Raw genomic sequence first — 15,784 nt, 5'->3', positions numbered from 1 at the left:
CAGAAACAAACAGTCCGGTATTGCCCAGTTTTTGATAACGCTTAACGCTTTCCTCGCATGTCGATTGGATGTCTGTTAGTTATACCCGCCCCTCAGCCATCGCGAATGTGGCGTTCCTGTCCGTTTCTTGCCCAATCCTCTGAATCTATCCGCGTGGGGCGTCGCCAAAGACGCTGTAGTCTGGCAGCCGCACCTGCTGATACGGCTCCCAGCCGCCGCCGAGGGCTTTGTAGAGCGCCACCAGGTCAAGCGCGCTCTGCACCTGCGCCTGCGCCCGCTGCTGTTCGGCCTGAGCGAGCTGACGCTGGGCGTCCAGCACGTCAATAAAGCTGGCGATCCCCTGCCGATAGCTGTCGCTGGCGAGATCAAAGGCGTTTTGCAGCGCGTCGATGGTTTTCGCCAGGCCCGCTTCACGCTGCTGGTCGGTGCGATAGCTCACCAGCGCGTTTTCAACGTCGCCGAGCGCCGTCAGTACCGTCTGGCGATAGTCCAGCACTGCCGCCCCCTGCTGCGCGCGCGCCACCTTGACGCTGGAGACCAGCCGACCGCCCTGGAAAATCGGTATGGAAACCTGCGGGCCAAAGCTGTAGAAGTGGCTGCTCCAGTCGGTCAGCCAGTTAGATTCGCTGTTGCGCAGGCCAAACTGTCCGGAGAGGGTAAAGCTCGGGAACAGCTCTGCCACCGAGACGCCAATCTGCGCCGTGGCGGCGTGGAGATTCGCCTCCGCTTCGCGCACGTCCGGGCGGCGGCGTGCGAGGGTGGACGGAATACCGGTCTGCACAATATCCGGCAGGGCAGGCATCGGCTGCACGGATTGCAGTTCGGCATCCAGCGCGCCCGGCGGCTTACCAAGAAGGATCGCCAGCCCGTTCATCGCCTGGCGTTCCTGCGCCTGATACTGCGGCAGCTGGGCTTCAAGATTGCCCAGCTGCGCCCGGGCATTTTCCACGTCCATCTGCGGCGACAGCCCGCCCCGCTGGCGGCTTTCGGTCAGATCCAGCGTCTGCTGCGCGCTTTCAATTTGCGTATTAAGCGTGGCAATGATGCTCTGCGCCCCACGCAGCTGTAGCCACGCCCGCGCCACTTCGGCTTCCAGCGAGACCAGCGCATCGTTACGCTGCTCGATCGCCGCCCGCTGCTGCGCCTCGGCCGCTTCTACCTGACGGCGCACCTTGCCCCACAGGTCGATTTCCCACTGGGCGTCGAAGCTGCCCTGATAGAGGTTAATCGGCTGCGTCAGCGGGCCTAACGCGCCCCGCAGTTCAGGATCGACATTATTCAACTGGTCGTACACGCCGTGGGATTTCAGCTCCCCTTCCAGCCCAAGCTGCTGGCGCGTCGCCTGCACATTGCCATTCACCGACGGGAAAAACGCCCCGCCGGCCTGGTTAATCTGTTCGCGCGCGCCGGCGATGCGTAATACCGTTTGCTGTAGCGTCAGATTCCCGGCGATGGCGCGTTCAATCAGGCTGTCGAGCTGCGGCGAGCCGAAGGTTTTCCACCAGCGCGGGTTGGTGGCGGCGGAGGAAATTTGCGATTTCACCGCGCTGTCGCCCTTATCGTTCCAGTGCGTGGTAGCGGGCGGTGCTGGCTGTTGGTAGTCCGGCCCGACGGCGCAGCCCACCAGCAGCATCATTATCATCAGAGGGTGTAAACGTCTGTGTATCATCAGTGTGCTCCTGCACTCCCCTCGCTCTTAACCGGCGAGAGCAACAAACAAAACGGAATCAGTAATAGGGCCACCGCGCTCAGAATGGTGAAGACGTCAATGTAGGCCAGAAAGCGCGACTGCTCGATCATCGTCTGGTACATCCGCCCGGTGGCAATGCCGGTCGGATCGCCCACCTGAGTGGTGAAGTTCTGGATCGCCTGGGCGCTTTCGCGTATCGCCAGCTGGAACTGCTCGTTAAACGGCGAAGCGTGGTAAGCCAGATGCGCGCTGTGCGCCTGCGAGCGCTCGGTGATCGCCGCCGTCGAGAGCGAAATCCCAATCGAGCCGGCCACGTTGCGGAACATGGTAAACAGCGCCGCCGCGTCGGCGTTAAGCCGCCTCGGGATCGAGATAAAGGCGATGGTGGTCAGCGGCACAAACAGGAACCCCAGCCCTATAGACTGGGCGCTGCGGAACAGCACCAGCGTTTCGAAATCGATATCCGGCGTCAGCGTGCGGGACCAGAAGAACGACACCGCCAGGCAGGTAAAGCCGAAGGCGATGATCCAGCGCGTCTGCACCACCGGCATCAGCTTCAGCACCAGCGGGATGGTCAGCACAATCAGCACCGCGCCGGGCGAGAGCACCAGCCCGGACCAGGTGGCGGTATAGCCCAAATCCTGCTGCGCCAGCTGAGGAATAACCACCGAACTGCCGTACAGGATCATCGCCATCCCCGCCATCAGCAGGCTGGAGATCGCAAAGTTGCGGTCCTTCATGCAGTGCAGATCCACCACCGGCTTTCTGGCGTACATCAGCCAGTAGATCGCGCCGATAATGCCGACCAGCGTCAGTACCGCAAAGGTGCGGATAAAGTTCGAATAGAACCAGTCATCATCTTCGCCCCGGTCGAGCATTACCTGCAAACAGCCAAGACCGAGGGCGATCAGGCCGATCCCCGTCCAGTCGACGGTGAGCTTCTCTTCCGACTTTTTCTCCCACGGCGGATCTTCCAGCAGCTGATAGATAGCCAGCACCGTCACAATCCCTACCGGGATATTGATAAAGAACACCCAGCGCCAGGAGTAGTTATCGGTGATCCAGCCCCCCAGCGTGGGCCCGAGTACCGGCGCGACGATAATGGCAATGGATGAAAGGCCAAAGGCTTTGCCCCTGTCCTCCGGCTTGAAGTAGTCGAGTAGCACCGACTGCTGGGTGGGCTGCAACCCGCCGCCAAAGAAGCCCTGCATCACGCGGAACAGGATGATTTGCCATAGCTCGGTGGCGATGCCGCACAGGAACGAGCAGATGGTGAACATCACAATGCAGATCAGGAAGAACTGCTTGCGACCAAACAGGCGGCTCAGAAAGGCCGAAATCGGCAGCACGATGCCGTTCGCCACCAGGTAGCTGGTGAGCACCCAGGTGGATTCGTCATAGCTGGCCGAGAGCGACCCTGCGACGTGGGGCAGCGCCACGTTGACGATGGTGGTGTCCAGAATTTCCATAAACACCGCCAGGGTGACCACAATCGCCACCGCCCACGGGTTACTGGCGGGCTTCCAGTTATCGTGGCTGTGATCCGTCATTCCACGGTGACCTTCGGTTCAACCGACAGCCCCAGCGGCAGCGGCTTGTTCGGATCCAGCCCTTTATCAATGACGATTTTCACCGGCACGCGCTGAACGATCTTCACAAAGTTACCGGTGGCGTTTTCCGACGGGAAGGCGGAGAAGCGCGAGCCGCTGCCCTGCTGGATGCTGTCGATATGGCCTTCCAGCTCCATATCCGGCCAGGCATCGACGGACACGGTCACTTTGTCGCCCGGCTTCATGCGCTCAAGCTGCGACTCCTTGAAGTTCGCCACCACCCACACGTTCGGGGAGACCAGCGAGAACAGCGCCGTGCCTGCCTGCACCAGCGTACCGGGCTGGACGTTGCGTTTGGTGACAAAACCGTCGAACGGGGCGCGGACTTCGGTATAAGAGAGGTTCAGGTTGGCGGTTTCCAGCTGCGCTCTGGCCTGATCGACCTGGCGTTCGCGCGCTTCGACGTTGGTCTCCTGCTGGCGAATTTGCAGCTGTACCTGCTCCGCCACTTCCAGCTGCGCCTGGGCGCTGGCAAGGCCAGCCTGGGCACTGCGCAGTTGGGCGTTCGCGGCATCGATACTTTGTTGCGTGGTCGCGCGCGGGTCAACGCCGCGCTGACGGCGGTACTCCGCCTGCGCGTTGGCCATATCCGCCTGGGCTTTAAGCACCTGCGCTTTGGCTTCATCGCGCTGGGCGGGATATTGCACCTTCGAGAGCGCCAGCTGCGCCTGCGCCTGATGCAGCTGCGCAACCGCCAGCCCAAGCTGGGCCTGAGCCTGATCGCGCTGGGCGGTGGTATCACGCGGATCGATCACCACCAGCACATCCCCTTTCTTCACGCGCTGGTTATCCCGCACGCGAAGTTCGGTAACGTAGCCTGCCGTTTTTGGGGCAATGGTTACAACGTCGCCGTCGGTGAAGGCGTCGTCAGTGGTCTCTTCGTTACGGGTTAAAAACCACCAGACCAGCGCCACGATCACCATCACGATGACCACGATGCCAAGGATAATTAACGGTTTTTTGCCCGGGCGCTTGCGCTCGTTATTGTTTTGATCCTGCTCATCAGCAGGTGGGTTTTGATCTTCTGCCATAGTTCAGCAACGGTCCTGTCAGTGAGCGGCATCACACTATGCCGTTCACTAAAGCTAGGACGTTGCTATACATTTGCCAGGAAAAACTGACAAATTGCGCACTATATGAGAAGGAATAGTCCGAAACCGACCGCCGCTGACCAGAGCAGCATCGGGATTGACCATACATGGAAGCGCCACCAGATGCGGCGATCGTTGGCCATCCGCAGGGCGATGAGGTTAGCCAGCGAGCCGGGCAGCAGCCCAAAGCCGCCGACGTTGACCGCCCACGCCAGCAGTACCGTAGGGGGAACATAGTTAAGCAGCAAAATGGTGGACGGCACGTTACTGATCACCTGCGAGAGACCAATCGCCGTCAGCCATAATCCCGGCTGCGACAGACCGCTGACGCTATGGAGAACGTTCTGCAATACCGGGAGCTGGATCAGCAGATGGACGTCAATAAACATCGCCATAAACACCAGCAGCAGCGTCCAGTCGACGCTCACCAGCACCCGCCGGGCGAGGAACAGGAAGCCACACGCCACCAGCAGCGCGCCCGCCAGCGCCTGGTTTAACTCCAGCGCGATAAGAAAAACGATATACAGACCCAGGCAGCTCCAGACGAGACGCGGCTGCCACTGGGGGCCGGTGGTGCCGCTGTGGTACTGCAATGTTTTATTCGGGAAAGCAAACCAGCCCACCGCCAGCAGCGTCGCCACGATCGCCAGCGCCAGCGGCGCCATCTGCCCGGTAAATGCGGTAAACGACAGGCCGGAGCGTCCCCACAGCAGAATATTCTGCGGGTTACCGATCGGCGTGAGCAGCGAGCCCGCATTGACGGCCAGCGCTTCAAAGATAATCAGACGGGTAACCGGTATTTCGCACAGCTTACGCAGCGTGAGCGTAAGCGGCACCACGATAAACAACGCCACGTCATTAGTGAGAAACGTCGACAGCAGCGCCGCCGAAAAGACCATGAACAGGGCCAGCTTGCGCTCGGTGGCGAAGCGGCGCACCATTTTGCGCCCCAGCACATCAAAATAGCCGCTCAGCTCCACGCCTTTGGTGAGCATCATCAAACCGCTCAGGGTAATAATGGTGCGCCAGTCTATGGCCGCCGGCCAGGTGTGCGGCGTGAAGGGCACAAAGACGCTGAGCCCAACGCCAGTAATAAGTAAAAGATGGAAAAAGCGATCGCGTTTCAGGGCCTGCAAGCCGGGGATGTTCATTCAGCGGAGGGACCGTATTTGAGCGTAAATTCGCGGAACTTCACCAGCGTCTCTTCGCTGACGTGGTGTTCCATACCTTCGGCATCCCGACGGGCAATTTCCGGGCTGACGCCCAGCACCAGTAAAAAATTCTCGACGATCTGGTGGCGCTCGCGGCTCTCCTGCGCCAGCTTTTCGCCCTCAGCGGTGAGAAACACCCCGCGCCAGGGGATCATCTCGATCAGCCCGACCGACGCCAGACGTTTTAACATTTTGGCAACGGTTGGCTGCGACACCCCAAGGCGTGCGGCCATATCCACCTGGCGCGCTTCTCCAACCTCACGAATCAGATCAGAGATCAGTTCGACATAATCATCAATCAGCTCCCGGCGGTGCGCCTCACGCACCTGGCGGAAGCCTTCCACATGCTCTTCAACGTTCACCAGTTGCGTCGTTTTTTTTGTTGTTGGCTTACCTGCGCGACGGTTCATTGTGCTTCCTCAATGGGGTTGACGCTTCCAGCGCCCTGTAACGGAGCGCACATTGTAAACCATAGCTCTACAAGCACAAAAAATTAACGAATTAGCCATAGCTATACAATATAGCCTGTGCTATATCTGTATGTAATGCAGTCACCCTTCACGGATCGAAGGGTTCATGAATCAGGAGGTCTTATGAATGAATTCAAGAGGTGTATGAACGTGTTTACCCACTCTCCTTTTAAAGTGCGCCTGATGCTGTTGAACATGCTGTGCGATATGTTTAACGCCAAACCGCAGCAGGACGACAATTCTTCCCACTAAGCGGCGTCGCGGTACGCCGCTTCATTTTCCCGTCACACTTACGTTGTAAACTGGCCTGTTCCCGATTATTTTTGCGGATTTGCAGCCCCCTTCGCAAAACATCTGTTTAGCAACTGTTGACCTTAATTCACGCTCGCACTATCTTCTTGCAGCCCTGCACAATTTGCGGCTCGCTGAAGCGGACCTCTCATTCCCTTTCCACGCACTGTCCGGCAGGCTTTGACCCTTGACGCCAGGGTGAGCACATGGCGTTTTCGTGATAGTGATCTATGAACGTAACCCTGATTGATACACTTGTTACCCGCAGCCGGGCCTTAAGCCCGTGGACGGGATTCTATTTTTTGCAATCGCTGTTGATTAACTTTGCTCTTGGCTACCCCTTTAGCCTGCTTTATGCCGTCGGATTCACCTGTATTCTTCACCTGCTCTGGCGAAGCGCACCGCGCGTGCAGAAAGTGCTTATCGGGATCTGTTCTCTGATTGCTGCCGCCTATTTCCCGTTTGGCCAGGCCTATGGCGCGCCGAACTTTAATACTCTGCTGGCGCTCCACTCCACCAATATGGAAGAGTCCACAGAGATCCTGACGATCTTCCCGTGGTACAACTACGTGGTTGGCCTTTTCATTTTTGCCCTCGGCGTGATTGCGGTTCGTCGCAAGCCCGTCGGGAAAAAGGCATGGGGTAAAATTGAAAGCCTGTGCCTGGCCTTTAGCGTGGTGACGTTTTTTGTTGCACCGGTACAAAATCTGGCCTGGGGCGGCGTGTTTAAGCTTAAAGATACCGGGTATCCGGTGTTTCGCTTCGTCAAAGACGTGGTGGTGAATAACGAGGAAGTGCTCGACGAGCAGGCGCGTATGGCCGAGCTTTCCACCATGAAAGATACCTGGAACGTGCTGGCGGTGAAACCGAAGTATCACACTTACGTGGTGGTGATCGGGGAAAGCGCGCGTCGCGATGCGCTCGGCGCGTTTGGCGGTCACTGGGATAACACGCCGTTTGCCAGCGCCGTTAACGGTACGCTGTTTACCGACTACGTGGCGGCCAGCGGCTCGACGCAGAAATCACTCGGTCTGACGCTCAACCGCGTGGTGGATGGAAAACCGCAGTTTCAGGATAATTTTGTCACCCTGGCCAACCGGGCAGGTTTTCAGACATGGTGGTTCTCTAACCAGGGACAGATCGGCGAGTATGATACCGCCATCGCCAGCATCGCGAAGCGTGCCGACGAGGTACAGTTCCTGAAAAGCGGTGATTTCGAAGCCGATAAAAACACAAAAGATGAAGCGTTGCTAAAAATGACGGCGCAGGTCTTTGCTACTCAGCGCACCCAGCCGCAGCTGATTGTCCTGCACCTGATGGGGTCACACCCGCAGGCATGCGATCGTACCGGGGGAAAATATGCGGAGTTTGTGCAATCCAAAGAGACCTCGTGTTATCTCTACACCATGACGCAAACCGACGATCTGCTCAGCAAGCTGTACGCACAGCTGCGCAACAGCGGCGACAGCTTCTCGATGGTCTATTTCTCTGACCACGGTCTGGCATTTAAGGAGCGCGGTAAACAGGTGCAGTATCTGGCACACGATGACAAGTTCCAGCAAAACTTCCAGGTACCGTTTATGGTGCTGTCGAGTGATGACAAAACGCATCGCATCATCAAAGCGCGCCGTTCCGCGAACGATTTCCTGAAATTCTTCTCACAATGGACGGGGATTAAGGCGAAAGAGATAAAAAATGATTACCCGTTTATCTCCGGGAAGAAGGGCCCGCCAGTTTACATTACCAACTTTAAGTTACAGAAAGTCGACTATAACCATCTTGGGACGGATATTTTCGATATTAAGAGTAAGTAATTTCTGCCGTTTCGTGCGGGCTGATGCCCTCACCGGCCCTCTCCCACGGGGAGAGGGTACAAACAAAAAAAATCCGCCACATTGGGCGGATTTTTTACTGGCTCACCGAAGTGATTAGAAGCGGTAACCTACGCCCGCGATCCAGGTGCCAACGTCAACGTTGCGGATACGGCTCTGCTCATAGGAGAAGTCCAGAGCAACGTTTTCGATTGGGTTGAACTGCATACCTGCGCCATAGGAGAAACCATAGTCGCTGTTGCTTGCAGTACGGTTCAGACCCTGGTTTTCGGTCTGCTGGAATTTACCGTAGCCAACACCTACAACACCGTAGATGCTTGCCCAGTCATTCAGGCGGTAAGCAGGACCCGCGGTGATGCCGTAGTACTGACCTTTATTGTAAGAGCCATTTTCAGTACGATCTTTCTCGGTGTAAGTGAAAGAACCGATCACACCCAGCGGGTTGTTGTCTTGCTCGTAACGGTACTTCAGGTTGAAACCGTTGGTTTTGTTCATCACGCCCTGCATATCGCTCTGAGCGTAACCACCGGTTACAGTAGAAGTTGCCGCTACAGCGGTACCTGCGGAAACAGCCAGAACAGCTGCCAGTGCTGAAAGACATGCAATTTTTTTCATAACCACCTCAAATGTGCTTCAAGTAAGTCCGTAAGTTTTAAATATATCAAAAAATTCTGTGAAACTCTTTGTCATTCACGATGTCTAATGCGACCTTTCCTGTAACAGAACATTTCCAGCACCAGCTATCTCGTTCAAATAACTCCAGATTTTCACCTGTAAATGCTAATAGTGCGCGTCATCGCCATTTAGTTCATCCAGATTATTCCTAATCTTTCAGGCGATAAAATCATCAACGTTTTCTCATTTTACGGATTTTCCCTGGATTTTTTTCAACAGTAGCTCAACCGTTGCAGCTTATTTCCATTACACTGCGACTTTTACCTCATTTGACATAAATTGACAGGAGAAAGGATGCCAGGTTTACCTCGTAAATCGTCGGTCTGGATGCCGGTGGCAGTCATACTTATCGCGATGATGTCCATACAAAGCGGCGCGTCGCTGGCAAAATCGCTGTTTCCGCTGGTTGGTGCGCCCGGCGTCACGGCGCTGCGTATCGCATTAGGCACCCTGATCCTCGTGGTTGTTTTTAAACCCTGGCGGCTACGGTTTAAAAAGGAGCAGCGACTGCCACTGCTTTTTTATGGGCTGGCGCTGGGAGGGATGAACTACATGTTCTATCTCTCTATTCAGACGATCCCGCTGGGGATCGCGGTCGCGCTTGAATTTACCGGCCCGCTGGCGGTTGCCCTCTTCTCTTCTCGTCGTCCGGTAGACTTTATCTGGGTCGTACTGGCCGTGCTGGGGCTATGGTTCCTGCTGCCGCTCGGGCAAAGCGTTTCACAAATCGATCTGACAGGGGCAGCTCTGGCGCTGGGCGCGGGGGCATGCTGGGCGGTGTATATTCTCACTGGCCAGCGTGCGGGGGAAGAGCACGGCCCCGCGACGGTCGCCTTAGGCTCGCTGATTGCCGCCGTTATCTTTGTCCCGATTGGAATGGCACAAGCGACAGACTCAATATGGCAATGGTCAATCCTGCCGGTTGGGCTGGCGGTTGCCATTCTCTCCACGGCGCTGCCCTACTCTCTGGAGATGATCGCCCTGACGCGCCTGCCCACACGCATTTTTGGTACGCTCATGAGCATGGAGCCCGCGCTGGCCGCCATCTCAGGAATGATTTTCCTCGGTGAAACCCTGCCCCTGGTACAAACGCTGGCGCTCTGTTCCATTATCGCGGCGTCAATGGGCTCCACCCTGACCATGCGTCCGGAACCTAAAGTGGAAAAAATAGACCTCAACTAAGCCTTAAATTCTGCATGGCTAACCCGCCATGCAGAATATACGCCACGTCAGTAGCTCAAATAATTTCTTACAAACTCTCTCATATTGCCAAAATATTTCACCTGCTCGCCTTCCTGGAGAGTGGATTAAGATTGATCTGTATCAATTTAAATAAACTACTTATTTTTCAAATAGTTGATAATACAACCTTCCTTTCGCTATTAAACCGATAGGCAGAGCCAAACCGCAGAGAAAAAATCCGGTGCTATACTTAGTCCCGTAATTACCTGGGACACAAACATCAAGAGGATATGAGATTATGAGTACCGCTAAACTGGTGAAAACGAAAGCGTCTAATCTGCTTTATACCCGTAACGATGTATCGGATAGCGATAAAAAAGCGACCATCGAGTTGCTGAATCGCCAGGTGGTCCAGTTCATCGATCTTTCGCTGATCACCAAACAGGCCCACTGGAATATGCGCGGTGCAAACTTTATTGCCGTTCATGAAATGCTGGATGGCTTCCGCACAGCACTGGTGACTCACCTGGATACCATGGCCGAACGTGCCGTACAGCTGGGTGGCGTGGCACTGGGTACCACACAGGTGATCAACAGCAAAACGCCACTGAAAAGCTATCCGCTGGATATCCATACCGTTCAGGATCACCTGAAAGAGCTGGCGGATCGTTATGCGATTGTGGCGAATGATGTTCGTAAAGCGATTGGCGAAGCCAAAGATGAAGATACCGCTGATATCTTCACTGCCGCATCACGCGACCTGGATCAGTTCCTGTGGTTCATTGAGTCCAACATCGAATAATCCCTGCGGATTGTCCGAATAACCCTCGCCCCTGGCGGGGGTTTTGCACATTTATGGTGCGCACTTTTGCCCGCAACGGCCGCAAAAGTGAATAAAATGTAATAATCACCTCACACAACCGTTAACGAAAGATTGTTTTTTCGTCAGATTCTGCGCTAAATATCCCCCTGTCAGAAGACCTTAACGAAGCGCACCAAAACGGTGCTCCATTCTGGTGCAACCTGGCAGAATTGCCACGCTTTTTGTGCAATGCGTGACATCATCCCCTTTGCAAAACAACAGCTTGTAAAATTGGCACGATTTTTTCATTGTGCCTGAGGTTCTCGCAGGGGATCGCCCCGTGGATATAAAAGGAAATGCTATGAAGTCTGTATTAAAAGTTTCACTGGCTGCACTTACCCTGGCGTTTGCGGTGTCCTCGCAGGCTGCCGACAAACTGGTTGTGGCGACTGACACGGCGTTCGTACCGTTTGAATTCAAACAGGGTGATAAATACGTTGGTTTTGACGTGGATCTGTGGGCCGCTGTCGCAAAAGAACTCAAACTGGATTACACCCTGAAGCCAATGGATTTCAGCGGCATTATCCCGGCACTGCAAACCAAAAACGTTGACCTGGCGCTGGCAGGCATCACCATTACCGAAGAACGTAAAAAAGCCATCGACTTCTCTGACGGCTACTACAAAAGCGGCCTGCTGGTGATGGTGAAAGCGGATAACAACGACGTGAAAAGCGTGAAAGATCTCGACGGTAAAGTGGTCGCCGTGAAGAGCGGAACCGGCTCCGTTGATTACGCGAAAGCCAACATCAAAACCAAAGACCTGCGTCAGTTCCCGAACATCGACAACGCTTACATGGAACTGGGCACCAACCGCGCTGACGCGGTGCTGCACGACACGCCTAACATCCTTTACTTCATCAAAACCGCCGGTAATGGCAAGTTCAAAGCGGTAGGTGATTCCCTGGAAGCTCAGCAGTACGGTATTGCGTTCCCGAAAGGCAGCGACGACCTGCGTAACAAAGTTAACGGCGCGCTGAAAACCCTGAAAGAGAACGGCACCTATAACGAAATCTACAAAAAATGGTTCGGTACCGAGCCTAAATAATTTCACCTGACTTCAGGTTTGTAACGCCCGGTGGCGCTTCCGCTTACCGGGCCTACGTTTTTTGTTTTTCACCACGGTATACAGGAATACATCATGCAGTTTGACTGGAGCGCCATCTGGCCTGCCATTCCTCTCTTGCTTGAAGGCGCTAAAATGACCCTGTGGATTTCGGTCCTCGGTCTGGTTGGCGGGTTGATTATCGGTCTGGTGGCCGGTTTCGCCCGCACCTACGGCGGCTGGATTGCAAACCACATCGCACTGGTTTTCATCGAAGTGATCCGCGGCACCCCCATTGTGGTGCAGGTCATGTTCATCTACTTCGCCTTGCCGATGGCCTTCACCGACCTGCGCATCGACCCGTTCAGCGCCGCCGTTGTCACCATCATGATCAACTCCGGCGCCTACATTGCGGAAATTACCCGCGGTGCGGTGCTGTCGATTCATAAAGGCTTCAGCGAAGCCGGCCTGGCGTTAGGTCTTTCCCGTCGCGAAACCATTCGTCACGTGATCCTGCCGTTGGCGCTGCGCCGCATGCTGCCGCCGCTGGGTAACCAGTGGATCATCAGCATTAAAGACACCTCGCTGTTTATTGTTATCGGCGTGGCCGAACTGACCCGTCAGGGCCAGGAGATCATCGCGGGTAACTTCCGCGCTCTGGAAATCTGGAGTGCGGTCGCCGTTGTCTATCTGATTATCACGCTTGTCCTGAGCTTTGTTCTGCGTCGTCTTGAAAGAAGGATGAAAATCCTGTGATTGAATTTAAAAACGTTTCCAAGCACTTTGGCCCAACCCAGGTGCTGCACAATATCGATTTGAACATCAGGCAGGGCGAAGTGGTGGTGATCATCGGGCCGTCCGGTTCCGGTAAATCCACCCTGCTGCGCTGCATTAACAAGCTTGAGGAGATCACCAGCGGCGATTTGATCGTCGATGGTCTGAAGGTTAACGATCCGAAAGTGGACGAGCGCCTGATCCGCCAGGAAGCGGGCATGGTGTTCCAGCAGTTCTACCTGTTCCCGCACCTCACGGCGCTGGAAAACGTGATGTTTGGTCCTCTGCGCGTGCGCGGGGCCAGCAAAGCGGCAGCGGAAGCGCTGGCAAGAGATCTGCTGGCGAAGGTTGGTCTGGCGGAGCGTGCCCACCACTATCCTTCCGAGCTGTCCGGCGGCCAGCAGCAGCGCGTGGCCATTGCCCGTGCGCTGGCGGTGAAGCCAAAGATGATGCTGTTCGATGAGCCAACGTCGGCACTCGACCCGGAGCTGCGTCACGAAGTGCTGAAAGTTATGCAGGATCTGGCGGAAGAAGGCATGACGATGGTGATCGTTACCCACGAAATCGGCTTTGCCGAAAAGGTGGCGTCCCGTCTGATCTTCATTGATAAGGGCCGTATCGCGGAGGACGGGAATCCGCAGGCGCTGATTGCGAACCCACCAAGCCAGCGCCTCCAGGAGTTCCTGCAACACGTCTCCTGATAGCCACACCCAGAGCCGGGCATGCCCGGCTTTTTTACGCCGGATTGTTCCCAAAAACTCCCCTCCGCTCCCCGCGCTCTATACTTATCATTTTGCACGATATTTTTGTCGGAGGACGCCGTGCCGTGGATCCTGTTGCTACTGTTTAGCCTGTTTAGCGCGCCATCACTTGCTGTAACCCTTCCCGGCGTTACCACCGGAGCCACCGCCACCCAGCAAAATGCGCCGCCAGAGCCAGACGCTGAAAAGAAAAAAGCCGCCTACGGCGCGCTGGCCGACGTGCTTGAGAACGACACGTCCCGACAGGAGCTGATCGATCAGCTGAGGAAGGTGGCCGCCACGCCGCCTCAGGATCCGGTTCCTGCTATTGCGCCGCCGGAAGCCGAAGAAGAAAAAACGGTGCTGGAAAACGTCACCGACATCAGTCGCCGCTACGGGGAAGCCCTGTCGTCGCGTTTTGCCCAGCTCTATCGCAACCTGGTTGGCACCTCACATAAGCCTTTTAATCCTCACACCTTTTCCGCAGCCGCCACCCAGTTTGCCATTCTGGCCGGCGCCGTCTTCATTTTTTACTGGCTGTTGCGCCTGTCTGTCTGGCCGCTTTACCGGAAAATGGGCCAGTGGGGGCGCAAAAAGAACCAGCATAAAAGCAGCTGGCTGCATCTTCCGGCAATGATTACCGGGGCGTTTGTCATCGATTTACTGCTGCTGGCCCTGACGCTGTTTGTCGGCCAGATGCTGGCCGACCGCCTTAATACCGGAAACAAAACCATCGCGTTTCAGCAGGGACTGTTCCTCAATGCATTTGCCCTGATTGAGTTCTTTAAAGCCCTCCTGCGGTTGATCTTCTGCCCACGCGTGCCGGACCTTCGCCCCTTCGCCATTTCGGATCAGAGCGCCAAATACTGGGCGGTGCGGCTCAGCGTGCTGAGCGGGTTGATCGGTTATGGCCTGCTGGTTGCCGTGCCGATTATTTCCAACCAGATTAACGTGCAGTTCGGGGCGCTGGCGAACGTGCTGATCATGCTGTGCATTACCGTCTGGGCGCTGTACCTCATCTTCCACAATAAAAAAGCGATCACCGACAGCCTGCTGCACCTGGCCGATCGCTCCCTCTCCTTTTTCAGCCTCTTTATTCGCGCCTTTGCGCTGGTGTGGCACTGGCTGGCCAGCGCCTATTTTATTGTGCTCTGTTTCTTCTCCCTGTTCGATCCGGGCAATAGCCTGAAATTTATGATGGGGGCGACGTTCAAAAGCCTGGCGATTATCGGCATTGCGGCCTTTGTCTCTGGCCTGCTCTCCCGCTGGCTGTCGAAAACGATCACCCTGTCGCCGCAGGTTCAGCGTAACTACCCGGAACTGCAAAAGCGGGTAAATGGCTGGATGACGGTATCCCTGAAGGTGGCGCGTATTCTGACGGTCTGCGTGGCAATTATGCTGCTGCTGAACGCGTGGGGGCTGTTTGATTTCTGGAACTGGCTGCATAACGGCGCGGGGGAAAAGACCGTTGATATTCTTATTCGTATCGCGCTGATCCTGTTCTTCTCCGCCGTCGGCTGGACGCTGCTGGCAAGCCTTATCGAAAACCGTCTGGTGTCGGATGTCCACGGCAGGCCGCTGCCGAGCGCCCGCGCCCGCACGCTACTGACTCTGTGCCGCAACGCGCTGGCGGTTATCATCAGCACCATCACCATCATGATTGTGCTGTCGGAAATCGGCGTGAATATCGCCCCGCTGCTGGCGGGTGCCGGTGCGCTTGGGCTGGCGATCTCCTTTGGTTCGCAGACGCTGGTGAAGGATATTATCACCGGCGTTTTTATCCAGTTCGAGAACGGGATGAACACCGGGGATCTGGTGACCATCGGACCGCTCACCGGCACGGTGGAGAGGATGTCCATTCGCTCCGTCGGCGTACGTCAGGATACCGGCGCGTACCACATTATTCCGTGGTCATCGATTACCACCTTTGCCAACTTTGTGCGCGGCATTGGTTCGGTGGTGGCGAATTATGATGTCGATCGTCATGAGGATGCAGATAAGGCGAAGCAGGCGCTGCGGGATGCGGTGAGCGAACTGATGGAGATGGAGGATATTCGCGGGCTGGTGATTGGTGAACCGTCGTTCGCGGGTATCGTCGGGCTGACGAACACTGCCTTTACCCTGCGCGTGTCGTTCACCACCCAGCCCCTTAAGCAGTGGACGGTGCGCTTCGCCCTCGACAGCATGGTGAAAAAACACTTCGATCTGGCGAACGTGAGAGCGCCAGTGCAGACGTATCAGGTATTGTCGCCGCCCGCTTCGCCGCTGCCTCCGCAGGAGCCGACGCTGTAACCGAGCCGGGTGGCGGCTTCGC

General features: G+C 56.1%; 14 protein-coding genes. 8 read left to right on the top strand and 6 right to left on the bottom strand.

Annotated elements, in window-relative coordinates; genetic code table 11:
• Window positions 1-145: 145 nt before the first annotated feature.
• The 5 genes from FZF21_RS07080 to mntR all read right to left on the bottom strand — a co-directional run bounded on the left by FZF21_RS07080 (window position 146) and on the right by mntR (window position 6,012).
• Window positions 146-1,669, bottom strand: a complete 1,524-nt coding sequence (locus FZF21_RS07080) for an efflux transporter outer membrane subunit (RefSeq protein ID WP_045328026.1) — start codon at window positions 1,667-1,669, stop codon at window positions 146-148.
• Complete coding sequence (locus FZF21_RS07075) at window positions 1,669-3,240, bottom strand: DHA2 family efflux MFS transporter permease subunit (protein WP_015571056.1); 1,572 nt, start codon at window positions 3,238-3,240, stop codon at window positions 1,669-1,671. The genes FZF21_RS07080 and FZF21_RS07075 overlap by 1 nt, the downstream gene beginning before the upstream one ends.
• On the bottom strand, window positions 3,237-4,331 hold the full coding sequence (locus FZF21_RS07070) for an HlyD family secretion protein (protein ID WP_015571057.1): 1,095 nt from the start codon (window positions 4,329-4,331) through the stop codon (window positions 3,237-3,239). The genes FZF21_RS07075 and FZF21_RS07070 overlap by 4 nt, the downstream gene beginning before the upstream one ends.
• Window positions 4,332-4,432: 101 nt before the next feature.
• Complete coding sequence (locus FZF21_RS07065; protein WP_045328028.1) at window positions 4,433-5,542, bottom strand: anion transporter; 1,110 nt, start codon at window positions 5,540-5,542, stop codon at window positions 4,433-4,435.
• Window positions 5,539-6,012 carry a manganese-binding transcriptional regulator MntR gene (gene mntR / locus FZF21_RS07060; RefSeq protein ID WP_022650657.1) on the bottom strand — a complete coding sequence of 158 codons (474 nt, stop codon included), beginning with the start codon at window positions 6,010-6,012 and terminating at the stop codon, window positions 5,539-5,541. Before mntR ends, FZF21_RS07065 begins: the two co-directional genes overlap by 4 nt.
• A 183-nt stretch (window positions 6,013-6,195) precedes the next feature.
• Here mntR and mntS point away from each other — a divergent pair, with 183 nt between their 5' ends.
• Together mntS and FZF21_RS07050 are read left to right on the top strand one after the other, a co-directional pair.
• Window positions 6,196-6,324, top strand: coding sequence for a manganase accumulation protein MntS (gene mntS, locus FZF21_RS07055; protein WP_017384915.1), 129 nt, complete (start codon window positions 6,196-6,198; stop codon window positions 6,322-6,324).
• 269 nt (window positions 6,325-6,593) lie between these two features.
• Window positions 6,594-8,177: a phosphoethanolamine transferase gene (locus FZF21_RS07050; RefSeq protein ID WP_017384916.1), complete on the top strand. Its 1,584-nt coding sequence runs from the start codon at window positions 6,594-6,596 to the stop codon at window positions 8,175-8,177.
• A 114-nt stretch (window positions 8,178-8,291) separates the two neighbouring features.
• Here the strand turns inward: FZF21_RS07050 and ompX are convergent, their stop codons facing one another.
• Window positions 8,292-8,810 (bottom strand): outer membrane protein OmpX, encoded by a 519-nt coding sequence (ompX, locus tag FZF21_RS07045; RefSeq protein ID WP_003858450.1) that lies wholly within the window; start codon window positions 8,808-8,810, stop codon window positions 8,292-8,294.
• 354 nt (window positions 8,811-9,164) lie between these two features.
• Between ompX and rhtA the strand changes: the two genes are divergently transcribed.
• From rhtA to ybiO, 6 genes are all read left to right on the top strand, one after another.
• Window positions 9,165-10,052, top strand: a complete 888-nt coding sequence (gene rhtA, locus FZF21_RS07040; RefSeq protein ID WP_047737810.1) for a threonine/homoserine exporter RhtA — start codon at window positions 9,165-9,167, stop codon at window positions 10,050-10,052.
• Window positions 10,053-10,350: 298 nt separating this feature from the next.
• Window positions 10,351-10,854, top strand: coding sequence for a DNA starvation/stationary phase protection protein Dps (gene dps / locus FZF21_RS07035; protein ID WP_000100801.1), 504 nt, complete (start codon window positions 10,351-10,353; stop codon window positions 10,852-10,854).
• 361 nt (window positions 10,855-11,215) lie between these two features.
• Window positions 11,216-11,959 carry a glutamine ABC transporter substrate-binding protein GlnH gene (gene glnH, locus FZF21_RS07030; protein ID WP_003858455.1) on the top strand — a complete coding sequence of 248 codons (744 nt, stop codon included), beginning with the start codon at window positions 11,216-11,218 and terminating at the stop codon, window positions 11,957-11,959.
• A 93-nt stretch (window positions 11,960-12,052) separates the two neighbouring features.
• Complete coding sequence (gene glnP, locus FZF21_RS07025) at window positions 12,053-12,712, top strand: glutamine ABC transporter permease GlnP (RefSeq protein WP_003858462.1); 660 nt, start codon at window positions 12,053-12,055, stop codon at window positions 12,710-12,712.
• Window positions 12,709-13,431, top strand: a complete 723-nt coding sequence (gene glnQ, locus FZF21_RS07020) for a glutamine ABC transporter ATP-binding protein GlnQ (RefSeq protein WP_023296158.1) — start codon at window positions 12,709-12,711, stop codon at window positions 13,429-13,431. The genes glnP and glnQ overlap by 4 nt, the downstream gene beginning before the upstream one ends.
• A gap of 120 nt (window positions 13,432-13,551) precedes the next feature.
• Window positions 13,552-15,762, top strand: a complete 2,211-nt coding sequence (ybiO, locus tag FZF21_RS07015) for a mechanosensitive channel protein (protein WP_047737811.1) — start codon at window positions 13,552-13,554, stop codon at window positions 15,760-15,762.
• The last annotated feature ends 22 nt before the right edge of the window (window positions 15,763-15,784 follow it).

It is taken from the genome of Enterobacter sp. LU1 (genome assembly GCF_008271405.2).
Classification (GTDB): Bacteria; Pseudomonadota; Gammaproteobacteria; order Enterobacterales; family Enterobacteriaceae; genus Enterobacter; species Enterobacter hormaechei_C.
Note: the sequence above shows the minus strand (reverse complement) of the source record. Positions and strands in the feature narration are given on the sequence as shown.